Raw genomic sequence first — 16,591 nt, 5'->3', positions numbered from 1 at the left:
GGGTGCGGTCACTCCTGTTCGGCCAGGGGACGGCCGTCGAAGTCGATCGCCGAGTAGAGCGCCAGCTTCTCCAGGCGGTGGTACGAGTCGATCACCCGGATCGTGCCGCTCTTGGAGCGCATCACGATCGACTGGGTGTACGCCCCGCCGGCCCGGTAGCTGACCCCGCGCAGCAGGTCCCCGGAGGTGACGCCGGTGGCCACGAAGAAGCAGTTGTCCCCGGTGACCAGGTCGTCGGTGGTGAGCACCCGGTCCAGGTCGTGGCCGGCGTCGAGGGCCTTGGCCCGCTCGGCGTCGTCCCGGGGCCAGAGCTTGGCCTGCATCATCCCGCCCATGCACTTCAGCGCGCAGGCGGCGGTGATCCCCTCCGGGGTGCCGCCGATGCCCATGAGCACGTCGACGTCGGATTCGCCCCGGGCGGCGGCGATGGCCCCGGCGATGTCGCCGTCGGAGATGAACCGGATGCCGGCCCCGGTCTTGCGGATCTGGCCGACCAGGTCGTCGTGGCGGGGGCGGTCGAGCACGCAGACCGTCACGCCGGAGACGTCGGTGCCCTTGACCCTGGCGATCCGGCGCAGGTTCTCGGTGACCCCGGCGTTGATGTCGACCACGTCCGCGTACGCCGGCCCGACGGCGAGCTTCTCCATGTAGAAGACGGCGCTCGGGTCGAACATCGCACCCCGTTCGGCCACCGCCAGCACCGCCAGGGCGTTCGGCATGCCCTTGCTCATCAGCGTGGTGCCGTCGATCGGGTCGACCGCCACGTCCACCTCGGGGCCGCTGCCGTCACCGACCTCCTCGCCGTTGAAGAGCATCGGGGCGTTGTCCTTCTCGCCCTCGCCGATCACCACGACGCCCCGCATCGGGATCGAGTTGATCAGTTTGCGCATGGCGTCGACGGCTGCCCCGTCCCCGCCCTCCTTGTCGCCCCGTCCGACCCACCGCCCGGCGGCCATCGCCGCCGCTTCGGTGACGCGGACCAGATCGAGGGCGAGATTGCGGTCGAGATCCTGCGGGATCCGCGTCCTGGTGTTCGTCATGACGGCTTCCTCCTCGCGACGGTGCGGGGTGGACCGGCGGAATGCGGCCGTCGCCGCCGCCGGCTTTGTCACTGATCCTCACATGATGGCCAGCGAAACGCCCTCACACGGTGGTCAACCTAACGCCGTCGCCGGGCCGTGGTGGCCCGGATCCGGCCAACCCGGCGGCTGCGAAGATAGGGGGGTGGAGACCGCAGACCGCGTACCCGCCGATTCGACCCCGCCGGACGGCCAGCCGCCGCTGACCCCGCCCGGGACGGCGACGACCCCACCGCAGGGGCAGCCGCCGGTGCCCGGCCGGGCGGCGGGGGACACCCCGGCCGGACCGGAACCGGGCGCCGGCCCCGCCGGGAGACCGGCCGCGTCGGACCCGGCCGGCGCCCGGACCCCCGCCGGGTCGACTCCGGCGGGTACGGAACCGGCGCTGGTGGACCCGGTGGCTCCGCGACGGGCGGCGTCGCCCGGTGGGGGAAAGGCGGGGCGTTCCGAACGCTCCCCGAAGGACATGGCGATCTCGCTTCTGGTGCTGCTCGTTCCGATCGCCCTGCTGCTCGCCTTCTACCGGGGGTTCCTCGGCGGGGAGGAGCCGACCACCGTCGACCCGGCCCCCGCCGTCGAGCAGGCCCGCGCGGCGAACGTCTTCCCGGTGGCCGAGCCGTCCGGTCTCGGCGACGACTGGCAGACCATCACGGCCCGGTTCCAGCAGACCGAGCAGGGGGCGAGTCTGCGCCTGGGCTACCTGACGCCGGAGGGGCGTGGCGTCCAGCTCGTGCAGAGCAACGTGCCGGTGGAGCGGCTCCTGCCTCAGGAACTCACCGACCAGGGCCAGTCGCAGGGCGCGCTCGACCTGGACGGCCGGAGCTGGCAGCGTTACACGGCCCGGGGCAACGAGCGCGCCCTGGTGCTCCTGGAACCCGCGCGGACGGTGATCGTGGTGGGGGATGCGACCGAGAACGAACTACGCGAGTTGGCCGACTCCGTACGGTAGGGTGCCCGCCGGACCGGGTAAGTAACACTCGGACGGGCACCCCCGTTTCCCGGTATCCCCCTTTCCGGCGCCGGTGTCGCGCCGGACGACAACTGGAGACGTCCACGTGAAGATCCGACGGTGGAGCGCCGGCGTCCTCGCCGCCTCCCTGCTCGTACCCGGCCTCACCGCCTGCAAGTCCGACGGCACCGAGTCGACGGCCGAACCGGCCGCCAGCGGTTCCGCGGCCACCTCGGCGGTCCCCTCGGACGCGAAGGAGGCGCTGCTCGCCTCGACCAAGGAGATCAGCAAGGGCAACTTCAGCTTCACCATCAACGGTGGTGAGTTGAACGGCGCCGGCAAGGTGCACGCGCCGACCAAGAGCGCCGAGATGTCGATGACCGGCGGCGACGCCGCCTCGGCCGACCTCACCATGGAGATGCACCTGATCTTCATCGACACCGACAGCTGGGTCATGGTCCAGTTCGGCGGGTCGATGGCCACCGCCATGCCGAAGCAGGCCACCTCCGGCAAGTACCAGCACCTCGACCGCTCCCGGATCAAGGGCATCGACCAGCTGGAGTTCGACTTCAACGACGTCGACCCGGCCGGCAGCGAGGCGCTCACCAAGGCGATCACCGAGGTCCGGAAGACCGGCGATGGGCTGTACGCGGGCACCATCGACGCCACCAAGGCCAGCGACTCGGACTTCCTCGACGCCGACGTGGTGAAGGCCCTCGCCGGCCAGGCCTCGGCGGTGCCGTTCACCGCCAAGCTCGACGCCCAGGGCCGCCTGGTCGAGCTGGGCCTGGAGGTGCCGGCCGTCGGAGACAGCGCGGCGCAGAACCTGGTCGTCACGTACGCCGACTACGGCACGACCACCGCGGTGCAGAAGCCGCCGGCGGACCAGGTGGTCGAGGCGTCCGAGGACGTGTACAAGATGTTCAAGTAGGCACCCCACGAACGGGTACGGGGCGGACGCGGTCCGCCCCGTACCCGTTTCAGGCGTCGGCGTCCTGGCGGGCGGCGTCGATCCGCGCGCGGGCTCCGTCCAACCAGTGCTGGCAGATCTCGGCGAGCCGCTCGCCCCGTTCCCAGAGCGCCAGCGACTCCTCCAGCGACGTGCCGCCGGCCTCCAGCCGTTCCACCACCGAGGCCAGTTCGGCGCGGGCCTGCTCGTAGCTGAGCCTCTCGGGGTTCTTCTCCGCAGTCATCGCCTGCCATCCCACCACACGCGGCTCAGCCGTCCACCGTCGCGGCGAGCTCACCGGCGGCGAGCCGTACCCGCAGCGGGTCGCCGGGGGCCACCTCGGTCGCCGCCCGGACGACGTGCCCGTCCGCACGCTGCACGATCGCGTAGCCACGATCCATGGTGGCGGCGGGGGAGAGGGCACGCAGCCGGGCCAGGGTGTGCCGCAGGTCGTTCTCGGCGGTGCCGAGCCGGTGGTCCAGGCAGCGGCCGGTCCGGGCGCGCAGCGCGGCCAGGTCGGCGGCCCGCTGTTCGACCATGACCTGCGGGCGGGCCAGCACCGGACGGGAGCGGAGCAGGTCGAGCCGGTGCGACTCCCGGTCGACGAGGTTGCGTACCGCCCGTTCCACCCGGTGCCGGGCCTGCCGGATGAGGCGTACCTCCTCGGCCAGGTCGGGAACCACCCGCTTGGCGGCGTCGGTCGGCGTGGAGGCCCGCACGTCGGCGACGTAGTCCAGCAGCGGGGCGTCGGTCTCGTGGCCGATGGCGCTGACCACCGGCGTACGACAGGCGAAGACCGCCCGGCAGAGCGCCTCGTCGGAGAAGGGCAGCAGGTCCTCGATGCCGCCGCCGCCCCGGGCGATGACGATCACGTCGACGGACGGGTCGGTGTCGAGCACCTTCAGCGCGTCCACGATCTGCGGCACCGCGCTCGGCCCCTGGACCGCCACGTTGACCGTGCGGAAGTCCACCGCCGGCCACCGCCGGCGGGCGTTGGTCAGCACGTCGCGTTCGGCGGCCGAGGCCCGGCCGGTGATCAGCCCGATCCGGCCGGGCAGGAACGGCAGCCGGCGCTTGCGGGCCCGGTCGAAGAGTCCCTCGGCGGCGAGCAGCTTCTTGAGCTTCTCCAGCCGGGCGAGCAGCTCACCGAGGCCGACCTGGCGGATCTCGTCGGCGCGGAGGCTGAGCGTGCCCCGGGCGGCGTAGAACTCCGGCTTGGCGTGCAGCACCACCCGGGCGCCCTCACGCAGTTCCGGCGCGCCCGCGTCGAGCACGTCCCGGTTGGTGGTGACGGTGAGGCTCAGGTCGGCCGACGGGTCGCGCAGGGTGAGGAAGACGGTGGAGGCACCCGGCCTCCGACTGATCTGCGCCACCTGCCCGTCGACCCAGACCCAGCCGAGCCGCGCGATCCAGGCTCCGACCTTCTGGCTGACCACCCGGACCGGCCATGGCTCCTCGGCCGTGCTCCGGGGCGTCCCGCCACCCTCGCCGCCCGCGTCTCCGGCACTCCCACCACCCACCCGCCCACCCTAAGCCCCACCCACCCCACCCACCCCCACCCCACCCACCCCCACCCCACCCACCCCCACCCCACCCACCCCCACCCCGCCCCCACCCCGCCCCCCGTCGCGTTGATCAAGAAGTTCGCGTCAGCGTTGATCTCCACCGTGACGCCAACTTCTTGATCGACGGTGTGGGACACGGGGGTGGGAGGGTGGCCGGGTGGTCGTGGTCGCCGGTGGCCGTGCGCGCGTACGGCCAGGTGTGCCCGCCAGCGTGGCGACGGCCGTCACACGACATGCGCCCCAGCCGGTGGCACGTACGATGGGCGGGTGACCGAGGCTCAGGCGACTCCCCAGACCGGCAAGCGCGTGCTCCTGGCGAAGCCCCGTGGCTACTGCGCCGGCGTCGACCGCGCGGTGCAGACCGTCGAGGAGGCGCTGAAGCTCTACGGTGCTCCGATCTACGTGCGCAAACAGATCGTGCACAACAAGCACGTGGTACGGACGCTGGAGGCCAAGGGCGCGATCTTCGTCGAGGAGAACGAGGAGGTCCCCGAGGGCGCCACCGTCATCTTCTCCGCGCACGGCGTGGCCCCTGAGGTGCACGAGCAGGCCCGGGCCCGATCGCTCAAGGCGATCGACGCGACCTGCCCGCTGGTCACCAAGGTCCACCACGAGGCGAAGCGGTTCGCTGCCGAGGACTACGACATCCTGCTGATCGGGCACGAGGGGCACGAGGAGGTCGTGGGCACCACCGGCGAGGCCCCCGCCCACATCCAGCTCGTGGACGGCCCCGAGGACGCCGACCGGGTGACCGTGCGTGACCCGAACAAGGTCGTCTGGCTCTCCCAGACCACGCTGTCGGTGGACGAGACGCTGGAGACGGTGGCCCGGCTGAAGAAGCGGTTGCCGATGCTCCAGTCCCCGCCGAGCGACGACATCTGCTACGCCACCTCCAACCGCCAGCAGGTGGTCAAGGAGATCGCGCCGCAGTGCGACGTGGTGATCGTCGTCGGCTCGCGCAACTCCTCGAACTCGGTCCGCCTGGTCGAGGTCGCGTTGGACGCGGGGGCCCGCGCCGGGTATCTGGTCGACTTCGCGTCCGAGATCGACGACGCCTGGCTGGCCGAGGCCCGTACGGTCGGTCTGACCTCCGGTGCGAGCGTCCCGGACGAGCTGGTGCAGGAGGTGCTGGCCCACCTCGCCGTCCGTGGCTTCGCCGACGTGGAGGAGATCGTCACCGCCAACGAGCGGTTGACCTTCTCCCTGCCGCAGGAGCTGAAACGGGACATGCGCGCCGCCGCCACGGGCGTCCGGAGCTGACCCTCCGGGCGGATCGGGCCGGAACGATTTGCCCGCGTGGTGCGTCTGAGCGGTATGAAGACGTATCGGATCGCGCTGCCGCTCCTGGTCGCCTGTCTGGCGCTGGGCGCCTGTGCCGGCCAGGACGGCAGCGGTAACCAGGATGGCGGCACGGCCGCCAGTCCGAGCCAGACGGGAGCGCCGGTGACCACCCCAACCGACGGGACTGACGATCCGGCCGCCCCTCCGTCGGCCGGCGTACCGCCGACCGAGGTCAAGCCCACCGAGTGGCCGCCGGGCGGGCCTGGCGCGTCCTCCGCTCCGGGCGGCGCGACCATCACCGGAACCGTCACCTCCGGGGTCGAGCCGGGCTGTCTGCTGCTCGGCGAGTACCTGCTGGTCGGTGGCCCGCGTAACTTGATCAAGTCGGGTGCCAAGCTCACCGTCACCGGCCGGGTCCAGCCCGACCTGATGACCACCTGCCAGCAGGGCACTCCGTTCCTGGTGGACCGGGCCACGCCCGCCTGACCCGTCACGTCGGACACCGGGCCACCAAGGTCGGACGCCGGCCACCGAGGTCGGACGCCGGCCACCGAGGTCGGACGCCGGCCACCGAGGTCGGACGCCGGGCACCGAGGTCGGGCACCGGGCACCGAGGTCGGACGCCGGTCCGCAGGGTGAAGGCGGCCAGGTCGCGCCGGCCACCGAAAGGGTGGAGCCCGCCCCCGCGACGAGCGGGGACGGGCTCCGGTGGTGCTCAGGAACGGATCAGTTGACCGCGCCGATGGAGACCGAGCCACGGCCGACGACCGCGCCCTCGCCGGTCACCACGGACAGCTCACCGAAGAGCGAGCGGCCCGCCTGCGTGGTCGACGACGCGGTCACCGTGCCGGTGATGCTGGCGGTGGCGCCGTGCGGCATCGGGGTCGCCGTGGTCGGGGCGGACAGGGTGCCCAGCGCCGGCGCCGAGAACGAGTCCCGGTAGTCGTAGGCGGTGGTGGAACCCGGGCCGTTGACCGCGTAGCCCTCGACGACCACCCGGTAGGTGCCCGCCGGCGGGTTGTTGATGGTCACCGCTTCCTCGGAGTCACCGTCGGCCTGGCGGCCGACCTCGGTGGTGCCACGGAAGACGTACAGGTCGAGGTCGGCGCCGACCTCGGCCGGGTTGCCGATCCGCGCGGTGAAGGTGGTCGCACCGGCCGGAACCTCGACGGTGTACTCCTGCGAGGCGCCCTCACCGATCGTCGGGCGGGCGGCGTTGACGCTGGAGAGCGGGCCACCCCGGCCGGAGACCGAGACCGGGCCGAAGGTGTTCTTCAGCGACCAGGTCACCTGGGTCGGCTGACCGGCGGTGACCGACGGCAGCTCGACGATGGCCGGCTCCACCTTGACGCCCTGGACCCGCACGTCGAGCTTGAACGGGTTGTTCAGGGACGGCGAGGTCCGGCGCGACTCCACCTCGATCTCCCAGACCCCGGCGATCGGGTTCTGGTAGTCCCGCTCCTGCGGCTTGCAAGCGGCGGCGTCGGAGAAGTTGGTGTAGCAGCCCAGGCTGGAGGTGGGGTCGACCGGCACGCCGTACGGGTTGAAGGCGATGAACCGGGTCTGCGAGCCGGTGGCGATGCCGGAGAGGTACACCTGCAGCGCGCCCGTGCCCGGGGGAACGGTCACGAAGTACGAGGTGAAGCCGTTCCGGGCCACCGAGCCTGCGGCCGAGTACGCGAAGTTCGGAGCCCTGACGTCGTTCGAGGCGACCACCACGGTGGAGACCTCGAAGTCGACGACGTTGGTCGCCGGGTCGTCGATCGTCATGATCGCGCCGTGCGCCCCGGCGGTGGCCGCCTTGGCGGTGACGTTGACCGTGACGGTCTTGTTCAGCGGCAGCGAGACGGACTTCGGCGCCTTGAAGGTGCCGTCGTTACCGCGCAGCTCGATGTCGTGCTTGATCGAGCCGGCCGGGCCGCTGTTACGGGTGATCTTGACCGGGTAGGTCTTGCTCTGTCCGACCTTCTGGCCACCCTGGTTCGCGGCGCAGCGGTTGTGGACGCCCACGCCCTGGTGCGGGTTCGGCACGAACTGGCCGAGCGAGGCGTCGTACCGGGTCAGGTTGCCCGACAGTTCGGTGCAGACCGCCGCCTCGGAGGTGTAGGTGCGGGTCTCCACGCCCTTGCGGAGCAGGTTCCACGCGCCCGGCACGTTGACCATGCCGTAGCCCTGCCCGTAGGTCGGGACGTCGGCGATCGGCTTGGCCGAGGTGTACAGCGCGCGGCGCATCGCGGCCGGGGTGACGCCCTTGCCGGTCGCCTTGGCGGCCGAGAGCAGCAGCGCGGTGGCGCCGGCGGCCTGCGGGGCGGCCATCGAGGTGCCGTTGATCATCGCGTAGCCCGGGGGCAGCGGGTAGCCGGCCTCGGCGACCGGGCTGCCGGCCTGCCAGGTCGGCGCGGTGGAGATGGCCGAGCCCGGCGCGGTGAGCTGCGGCTTGAGGCCGCCGTCCTCACGCGGGCCACGGGACGAGAAGTTGAACAGGGTGTTCTTCGTCTTCACCACCGAGCCGTAGTTGGCCAGCCAGGTGTCCTTGCTGATGCTGGCCGCGGTGCTGATCACGTTGGTGGCCACCGACGGGTCGCCGACCGTGTTCAGGCCCGGACCGGAGTTGCCGGCCGAGAGGACGAGCTGGACGCCGTAGACCTCGACGAGCTCGTTGTAGAGCACGGCGCGGGCGTTCGAGCCGTCGTTCAGGGTGGGCAGGCCACCGATCGACATGTTGACCACGTCGACCTTGCGGTTGATCACCAGGTCGGCCATGCCGGTGGTGAGGGCGGCGAAGGTGCAGCCGCCACCCCACGAGCAGGCACGGGCGGAGACCAGCTTGGCGCCGGGGGCGGCGCCGTCGAAGGCGCTGTTGCCGAGCATGTCGTTGGCGGCGGTGATGCCGGCGACGTGGCTGCCGTGGGTGCTCTCGACGATGCCGATGTTGACGTAGTCGACCAGGCCGGGGCCGCCGGCCGGGGTGGTGTCCACGTCCTCGCGGTACTCGACCACGAACGGGATCTGCTCCCGCACGGCGGTGGCCGGGTTGTCGGTGCCGAAGCGGCCGACGTCGAACTTCTCCTTGTACGGCCGCATCACGGCCTCGTCGGTGAAGTCGTTGTCCTGGTCGACGTCCACCCAGATGTTGTGGCTCACCGGGTCGTAGATGATGCCCCAGGTGTCGGTGGTGTCGCCGTCGCGGTTGACGTCACCGGCCGGGTCGCTGGCCCGGGTGATCGACTCGCTGAACCGGTTGAACCGGTAGGTGCCGGCGGGGGCCTTGAAGGTGGTGGTGCCGACGGTGAAGGTCGGCCCGGTCACCTCGGTGATCATGGCCCGCCAGGTGGCGTCCTCCAGCGGGTCGGTCGCGGTCACCCAGTCGACGATCTTGCGCTCGCCGGTGGTGGTCTTCTGGAGCGCCGGGTGGTCGAGGTCCACACCGGAGTCCATGATGCCGATGGTGACGCCACGGCCGTCCCACTGCGGGTTGTTGGCCTTGAACTTCTCGGCGCCGGTCTCGTTGGTCGGCATGTACGGGTTGACCGCTCCGGTGTCCGCGCCGGGGCCGCTGAGGGTCGCCCCCTGCTTCGCGGACCGGCTGCCGGCCGGGGCCGCCTCCGGCTTCGGGTCGGGCAGCTGGATGACCTCGTCCAGGTCCACCGCGGCGACACCCGGCAGCCGGGCCGCCTTCAGCGCCTTGTCGGTGGGCACCTTGGCCAGGACGTAGCCGATGCTGTCGAAGCGCTGGCTGACCGCGCCACCCAGCTTCTCCACGCCGTCGGCGACCTTCTTCGCCTGACCCTTGTCGGTGGCGACGATCATCGTGACGGTGGGGGCCTTCTTGGCCTCGGCCTCGGCGAGGAGCTTGGCGTCGTGCGAGCCCAGGGTCTCGGCGGCGGTGGCCGGAGCGGTGTCGGGCGCGGAGGGAGCGGCGCTCGCGGTGGCTGCACCACCCGCCCCGGTCATGGCGCCGGCCGCCACGACGGACGCGAAGAGCGCGGCGGAGGTACGCCGGCTCAGGTTGCGGGGTCTACTCACGTTCTCTTTTCCTCCAGAGAACCAGGGCTCTGCGATGCAGAGCACTCGTGAGCGTGATCTTTCGTGGTGCCGGGAGTCGATGTCACTACTCCGAAGTAGGTTGTGACCACCTCGTGACGTGAATCGGTCCACACCGTCACGGAAAAAGTGCTAGTCGTCGATGGGGGTGGGCCGAACGGGCGAAGTGGACGCCCGACCGGTCGGCTCGACGAGCTCCGGAGCCTGCGGCTGCCGGGGCGCCAGCTCCACCTGGGAGGGCACCGGCAGCTCCCGGTCGGAGACCCCCAGCTCGGCCAGCTTACGGGCACTGACCAGCACCCGCGCCTCCAGCGATCCGACCGCCCGGTTGTACGCGGTCACCGCCGCCCCGAGCGAGCCCCCGAGCCGGCCGACGTGCTCGCCCAGCGTGGACAGCCGGCCGTACAGCTCCCGGGCCAGCGAGTGCACCGCCACCGCGTTGCGGGCCAACGCCTCCTGCCGCCAGGAGTACGCCACCGTCCGCAGCAGCGCCACCAGGGTGGCCGGGGTCGCCAGCACGACGTTCCGCCCGAACGCGTGCTCCAGCAGCGTCGGGTCGTGCTGCAACGCCACGTCCAGGAACGGATCGGCCGGCACGAAGAGCACCACGAATTCCGGAGTGTCGTCGAACGCCGCCCAGTAGGACTTCGCGGCCAGCGCGTCCACATGCGCCCGGAGGTGTTTCGCGTGCGCCCGCAGGCGGGCGTCCCGCTCCCGGTCGTCGCGCGCCTCCATCGCGGTCAGGTACGCGTCGAAGGGCGCCTTGGCGTCCACCACCACCGAACGCCCGCCGTGCAACCGGACCACCAGGTCGGGGCGGACCTGCCGGTCCTCGACGGCGGCGGTGACCTGCTCGGCGAAGTCGCAGTGCTCCAGCATGCCGGCCGCCTCGACGATCCGGCGGAGCTGGTGCTCCCCCCAGCGCCCGCGGACCTGGGGTGCACGCAGCGCCGCCACCAGCTGCTTGGTCTCGGTGCGCAGCTCACCGGAGACCGCCCCCATGGCCCGCACCTGCTCGCGTAGCTCGGCGTAGGCGTCGACCCGGTCCCGTTCCAGTTCGGTCACCCGGGACTCGTAGCGGCGCAGCGTCTCGTGCAGCGGCGCGACCGCCCGGGCCACCGCCTCCTGCGACTGGGCGGTCGCCTCGTAGTTCAACGCCCGCATCGACTGCTCCAGCCGGCCTTCGCCCTCGCGGGCGGCGCGCAGCGTGGCGTCCAGCCGGGCGATCTCCGCCGCCGCGCGGGCACTCGCCGCGAACCAGCCGACCGCGCCGCCGGCACCGAGGCACACCACCACCACGGCCAGCGTCGAGAAGTCCATCCCCCGAGCTTGCCAAAACCGGTACGACGTGACGACCAGGGGTACGTTCGGGCCATGGAAACGCTGCTCATCCTCGGCCTTCTCGCGGTGCTGCACGTGGCCGGCTTCGTCCTGTGGCAGTGGCACAGCGCCCGGGGGCGGGCGCGGGAGACCGCCGACGCCCGGGCCGAGGCGCTCCGCTGGTACGAACGCCTCGGCGGGCAGGTGATGAGCCTGCACGGCGACGCCCCGGCGGTCCGCCAGGCGCTGGTCGACGCGGGTGAGCGGTACAACGCGGCCGGCAGTCAGCTGGAGCAGGCCCGGACGGTCCGGCAGTACGAGATTGCCCGGGAGACCGCCCTGGAAGGGCTCGCCCACGTCCAGGCGGCGCGGGCGGCGCTCGGCCTCGACGCCCACCGGCACAAGCCCGAGTGGTAGCAGGGGACCCTTCCTCACCAAAAAACGGTAGGAAGGGTCCCCTGCTACCAACCAACCCGTCAGCCGGTGTTGCGCATCCCGGCGGCGATGCCGTTCACCGTGGTGAGCAGGGCGCGCTCCAGGGCCGTACCGTCGCTGGGCGCCCGCCGGCCCCCCGGCGCGGTGGCCACCGCGCGGCCGGCCGCCCCGGAGTCGCGGTACTGCCGCAGCAGCGCCACCTGGAGGTGGTGCAGCGGTTCGAGGTAGGTGTCCCGCACGGCCAGGGTGCGCTGGAGCACCGGGGAGTTCTCCAGCAGGGCCGGGGAGCCGGTCACCCCCAGCACTTCCTGCCTGGTCAGCTCGTACTCCTGCTCGATCTTGTGGAAGATCGGGTGCAGTTGCTCCGGAACCAGGGTCTCGACGTACCGGCGGGCGATGGTCAGGTCGGTCTTGGTCAGCATCATCTCGACGTTCGACAGGAACGTCCGGAAGAAGTGCCAGTTCCGGTGCATCTCGGCGAGCACGTCGGACAGTCCCGCCTCGCGGGCGGCGGCCAGGCCGGAGCCCACCCCGAACCAGCCCGGGACGATCTGCCGGGTCTGCGTCCAGCCGAACACCCACGGGATCGCCCGCAGCCCGGCCAGACCCGCGCCGGTGTTCGGTCGCTTCGCCGGCCGGGAGCCGATGTTCAGCGCGCCGAGCAGCTCGGTCGGGGTGGACGCCCAGAAGTACGCCGGCAGGTCCGGGTCCTCTACCAGGGACCGGTAGCGCCGGTACGCGGACTCGGAGACCCTGTCCATCGCGGCGTCCCAGCGTTCCAGCATCTCGGCCGGCTGCCGGGGCGCGGTGTGCAGCAGCGTCGCCTGGAGCACGGCGGCCAGGGTCAGCTCCAGGTTCTCCCGGGCCAGCGACGGCAGGGTGTACTTGTCGGAGATGACCTCGCCCTGCTCGGTGACCTTGATCGCGCCGTCGAGCGTGCCGTACGGCTGGGCCAGGATCGCCTCGTGGGTGGGGCCGCCGCCCCGGCCGACCGTGCCACCCCGGCCGTGGAACAGCCGCAGGTGCACGCCGTGCCGGGCGGCCACGTCCCGCAGCGCCCGCTGCGCCCGGTGGATCGACCACTGGCTGGTGGTGATGCCGGCCTCCTTGTTGGAGTCGGAGTAGCCCAGCATCACCTCCTGCACGTCGTCCCGGGCTGCCACCAGCTGCCGGTACGCGGGCAGCGACAGCAACTCGTCCAGCAGTTCGCCACCGGCGTTCAGCTCGGCCGGGGTCTCCAGCAGCGGTACGAAGCCGATCCGCGCCCGGCCGCTGTGCACGTCGACCAGGCCCGCCTCGCGGGCCAGCACCACGGCGGCGAGCACGTCGTCCACGCCGAGGGTCATCGAGACGATGTACGACTCGATGACCTCGCTGCCGAACCGGTCCTGCGCCTCGCGGACCGCGCCGAAGACGTCGAAGGTCTTCCTGGCCCCCTCGGTCAGCGGGGTGTCCGCGGTGGAGAGCGGTCGACGCCCGGTCAGCTCGTCGGCGAGGAGCTTCGTCCGCTCCAGCCGGGTCAGTGACGGGTAGTCGTCCACCTCGCCGACGGCCTTGTAGAGCTGGGCGAGCACCGCGTGGTGCGCCTCGGCGTGCTCGCGGATGTCCATCGTCGCCAGGTGCAGGCCGAACGCCGACACCGTACGGATCGTCGAGGCGAGCCGCCCCACGGCGGTGAGCTGGCCGGAGTTACGGGCCAGCGAGGCGCGCAGCAGCTCCAGGTCGGCGACCAGCTCGGCGGAACCCCGGTAGTCCCGCCCCGGCACGTGCGGGGTGCCCTGACGCAGTCGCTGCCGCGTGTTGGCCAACTTCGCCTTCACGCAGCGGGCCTTGAGGCGGTACGGCTCCTCGGCGTTGACCCGGCGGAACCGGGGAGCCACCTCGGGCAGCGCGTCCAGGTCGGTGGCGAGGCTGGCCGACAGGTCGAGCGAGACGCCACGCAGCCGACGGGAGACCGACACCTCGTTGATCAGGTGGTCCATCGCCCGCTCGGTGGCGGCGATGCCGTGTTCGTGCTGGATGACCAGCACCTCGCGGGTCACCGCCGGGGTGACGAACGGGTTGCCGTCCCGGTCGCCGCCGATCCACGTGCCGAAGGTCAGCGGCCGGGCGGTCGGCGAGGTCTCCACCCCCAGGGTGCGCAGCGTGTCGGCCAGGTCGTCGAGGACCTGCGGAGCGGCCTCGGCGTAGAGGTCGCGCAGGTAGTAGATGGCGTTGCGGGCCTCGTCGGTCGGGTCCGGCCGGTCCAGTCGCAGCTCGTCGGTCTGCCACATCAGGTCGAGCAGCTCGGCGAGGCGGCGGTTCGCCGGTCCCTCGTCGCTCGCACCGTAGAGGATCGCGTTGGCCGTCTCGGTGTCCAGCTCGTCGGCGATCGCCCGGAGCTTCGACAGGATCGAGCGGCGGGCCGCCTCGGTCGGGTGGGCGGTGAAGACCGGCCGGACCGCGAGCCGGCGGGCCGCCCCGGCGATCTCCTCGGCCGGCACGCCCCGCTCGGAGATCATGGTGGCGGCCTGGTCCAGCCAGCCGCCCTGCACGGCGCGGCGGCGGCGCAGGTCCCGCGCACGGTGCACCTGCTCGGTGATGTTCGCCAGGTGGAAGTAGGTGGAGAAGGCCCGCGCCAGCTTGGTGCCGGTGGTCACGTCGAGGCCGCCGAGGCGGTGCGCGGCGGTCTCCGCGTCGGTGCGGACCAGGGCGCGGATCTCCTCGACCAGGTCGAGCAGGGGACGTCCCTCCTGCCGGGCCAGGGTCTGCCCGAGCAGGGTCCCCAGTCGGCGGATGTCGGCCCGCAGTGCGGCGTCCGGCCCGTCGTGGTCGTGCTGGTCGGTCACGGGGTGCGCTCCTTACGTGAGGACGAAGGACTGCGCTGTCCGACTCCCTGGATCGTATCCGCGCCACCCCCGCACGGGGGGATCGGCCCTGAGATGTCGCTCATTGCGTGGGAATCCCCAGGTGTGCTGGGGCGAGAGGGAAAACCGGTTGGGGCGGCCGATAGCGTCGGCCCATGGCCCACCGCACGTACCCGCCGAAACCGCGCCCGGGAGACCGGGTCGCGGTGGTCTCCCCGTCCGCCGGACTGCCGGCGATCTTTCCGCACGTGTACGAACTGGGCCTGCGCCGACTCCGGCAGGAGCTCGGGCTGGAGCCGGTCGAGTACCCGACCACCCGGGTGATGGACGCCGACCCCCGGGACCGGGCCCGGGACCTCACCGCCGCGTTCGCCGACCCGACCGTCACGGCGGTGCTCGCCACCATCGGCGGCGACGACCAGATCACCGTCACCCCGCACCTGGACGACGCGGTGCTGCGCGCCAACCCCAAGCCGTACTTCGGCTACTCCGACAACACCAACCTGCTCAACCACCTGCACCGGCTGGGCATCGTCGGCTACCACGGCGGGTCGGTGCTGGTGCACCTCGGCCGCCCCGGCGCGCCGCACCCGCTGACCATGGAGTCGCTGCGCGCTGCCCTCTTCACCTCGGACTGGTACGAGCTGCGGCCGGCCCGGGAGTGGGGCGACGAGCCCCTCGACTGGGGCGACCCGTCGACCCTGGACACCGAGCCACCGATGTTTCCGGGCACCGGCTGGGCGTGGACCGGGCCGCAGCGCACCGTCGAGGGACCGGCCTGGGGCGGCAACCTGGAGATCCTGCACTGGCTGGCCGCCGCCGACCGGATCGCCCCGGCCGCCGAACTGGCCGGCTCGGTGCTGCTGGTCGAGACCTCCGAGGAGCTGCCGTCGGCCGTCGAGGTGTACCGGATGCTGCGTGACCTGGGGGAGCGGGGGCTGCTCGCCGGCTTCCCCGCCGTCCTGGTCGGTCGGGCCAAGGCCTGGGACTTCGCCCGCCCGCACACCGTCGAGCAGCGCCGTGGGTACGCCGACGCGCAGCGGGCCGCGATCACCCGGGCGTTGCACGAGTACGCCCCGGAAGCGGTGACGGTCTTCGACGTCGACCTCGGTCACACCGACCCGCAGCTGATCGTTCCGTACGGCGGGCAGGTGCGCGTCGACGGCGTGGCCCGCCGCCTCACCGTCCGCTACTGACCCCACCCCGCTGCCTCGTCCCGCCCGCCCCTCGCCGGTCGCCTGGTCCGTCGACCGGTCTTGATCCGCTCCGGTTGCGGCACGTCGGGGTGTCCCGCATCGAGGTTCGCCCGACCTGCCGCAATCCGTGGCCGTCCCCTCCGTTAGGGGCGGGCGGGGAACGGTCAGAGGGTGATCGGGCAGCGGCCAGCGCTGAAGTGGGTCACCGCCGCCACGATCTCCTGCTCCGAGCGGTCCGCGAAGTTCAGCGTCGACACCAGACCGGAGCCGTAGAAGGCGTTCAACATGCTGCTGTCCAGCGCGGTGTACGCCCCGAGGTTCTGCAACATGCGCGGATCCCGGAGCTGGACGACCAGCATCTTCTCCAGGCTCCACCGGCGGCGACGGATCTGCGCGACCGCCTCCCAGGGCACCCAGACCGCCTGGCCACGCGTCGGTCGGGTCCGGATCCACAGCCCGGCCGGGCTCAGGGCCAGCACCGGACCGCCCGAGGCGATCAGCCACAGCTGGATCCCGAGCGGCAGACCGGTCGCGGCGAGCAGGCAGACGAAGATGCCGACGATGCCGAGGACGGCGTTGGCCCGCATGTCCGGGTCGGCGGAGCCGGCAATGCCCATACCGGCGAGGCAGACGATCGGGCTGAGCAGGACCAGCACGACCGTGCCCATGACGAGGCCCCGCTTGGCGACGCTGGGGCGGACCACGAAGGGTTGGTCCTCCGGGATGCGCTTGGTCGTCGGGGCCGGCGGGGGCGGATAACCCGTCGGGTACCCGGGCGCGGGGTGTCCGGGCTGTGGGTATCCCGGCGACGGGTTGCCGTACGGCGGCTGCGGCGAGTTGCCGTACGGCGGGTGGCCGTACGGGGGCTGCGGCGGGTGGCCGGGCGGAGGAGGGGTGGTCACCGGGTTACTCCAGCTGTCGGGCGGG

12 protein-coding genes and 1 pseudogene are annotated in these 16,591 nt (G+C 72.2%); 6 read left to right on the top strand and 7 right to left on the bottom strand.

All coding sequences use genetic code 11. The annotated features are described in order from the left end of the window. Positions 1–8: 8 nt before the first annotated feature. The gene (gene glpX, locus ACIBJE_RS12775; protein WP_396747295.1) at positions 9–1,040 is read right to left on the bottom strand and encodes a class II fructose-bisphosphatase; all 1,032 of its coding nucleotides are present in this window, start codon (positions 1,038–1,040) and stop codon (positions 9–11) included. Between the two features lie 184 nt (positions 1,041–1,224). On the opposite strand from glpX, the gene ACIBJE_RS12770 reads away from it, so the two are divergent. Together ACIBJE_RS12770 and ACIBJE_RS12765 are read left to right on the top strand one after the other, a co-directional pair. Further along, positions 1,225–2,028 carry a DUF4245 family protein gene (locus ACIBJE_RS12770; protein WP_396747292.1) on the top strand — a complete coding sequence of 268 codons (804 nt, stop codon included), beginning with the start codon at positions 1,225–1,227 and terminating at the stop codon, positions 2,026–2,028. A gap of 106 nt (positions 2,029–2,134) precedes the next feature. Further along, positions 2,135–2,959, top strand: coding sequence for a hypothetical protein (locus ACIBJE_RS12765; RefSeq protein ID WP_396747289.1), 825 nt, complete (start codon positions 2,135–2,137; stop codon positions 2,957–2,959). A gap of 49 nt (positions 2,960–3,008) precedes the next feature. Here the strand turns inward: ACIBJE_RS12765 and ACIBJE_RS12760 are convergent, their stop codons facing one another. After that, positions 3,009–3,221, bottom strand: coding sequence for an exodeoxyribonuclease VII small subunit (locus tag ACIBJE_RS12760; protein ID WP_396747286.1), 213 nt, complete (start codon positions 3,219–3,221; stop codon positions 3,009–3,011). A gap of 25 nt (positions 3,222–3,246) precedes the next feature. Continuing rightward, positions 3,247–4,497 (bottom strand): exodeoxyribonuclease VII large subunit, encoded by a 1,251-nt coding sequence (xseA, locus tag ACIBJE_RS12755; RefSeq protein ID WP_396747283.1) that lies wholly within the window; start codon positions 4,495–4,497, stop codon positions 3,247–3,249. A gap of 312 nt (positions 4,498–4,809) precedes the next feature. On the opposite strand from xseA, the gene ACIBJE_RS12750 reads away from it, so the two are divergent. After that, a complete protein-coding gene (locus tag ACIBJE_RS12750; RefSeq protein ID WP_396747280.1) occupies positions 4,810–5,802 on the top strand; it encodes a 4-hydroxy-3-methylbut-2-enyl diphosphate reductase in 993 nt (330 codons plus the stop codon). 54 nt (positions 5,803–5,856) lie between these two features. Further along, positions 5,857–6,309, top strand: coding sequence for a hypothetical protein (locus tag ACIBJE_RS12745; protein ID WP_396747277.1), 453 nt, complete (start codon positions 5,857–5,859; stop codon positions 6,307–6,309). 240 nt (positions 6,310–6,549) lie between these two features. Here ACIBJE_RS12745 and ACIBJE_RS12740 read toward each other — a convergent pair whose 3' ends face one another. Further along, entirely contained in the window at positions 6,550–9,849 is a 3,300-nt protein-coding gene (locus ACIBJE_RS12740; protein ID WP_396747274.1) for a S8 family serine peptidase, read from the bottom strand. A gap of 150 nt (positions 9,850–9,999) precedes the next feature. After that, positions 10,000–11,187, bottom strand: a complete 1,188-nt coding sequence (locus ACIBJE_RS12735) for a DNA recombination protein RmuC (protein WP_396747271.1) — start codon at positions 11,185–11,187, stop codon at positions 10,000–10,002. Positions 11,188–11,241: 54 nt separating this feature from the next. Here ACIBJE_RS12735 and ACIBJE_RS12730 point away from each other — a divergent pair. Beyond that, positions 11,242–11,577 (top strand): annotated as a pseudogene (locus ACIBJE_RS12730) (hypothetical protein); the annotation flags it as partial. A gap of 86 nt (positions 11,578–11,663) precedes the next feature. Here the strand turns inward: ACIBJE_RS12730 and ppc are convergent. After that, positions 11,664–14,450 (bottom strand): phosphoenolpyruvate carboxylase, encoded by a 2,787-nt coding sequence (ppc, locus tag ACIBJE_RS12725; RefSeq protein ID WP_396747268.1) that lies wholly within the window; start codon positions 14,448–14,450, stop codon positions 11,664–11,666. Between the two features lie 173 nt (positions 14,451–14,623). Here ppc and ACIBJE_RS12720 point away from each other — a divergent pair, with 173 nt between their 5' ends. Further along, entirely contained in the window at positions 14,624–15,664 is a 1,041-nt protein-coding gene (locus ACIBJE_RS12720) for a S66 peptidase family protein (RefSeq protein ID WP_396747265.1), read from the top strand. Positions 15,665–15,828: 164 nt separating this feature from the next. Here ACIBJE_RS12720 and ACIBJE_RS12715 read toward each other — a convergent pair whose 3' ends face one another. Beyond that, a complete protein-coding gene (locus tag ACIBJE_RS12715) occupies positions 15,829–16,566 on the bottom strand; it encodes a hypothetical protein (RefSeq protein WP_396747262.1) in 738 nt (245 codons plus the stop codon). Positions 16,567–16,591: the final 25 nt, after the last annotated feature.

Origin of the sequence: Micromonospora sp. NPDC050187 (genome assembly GCF_044459745.1) — a bacterium.
In the GTDB taxonomy this organism is placed as follows: Bacteria; Actinomycetota; Actinomycetes; order Mycobacteriales; family Micromonosporaceae; genus Micromonospora.
This window is presented reverse-complemented; position numbering and strand designations above follow the sequence as displayed.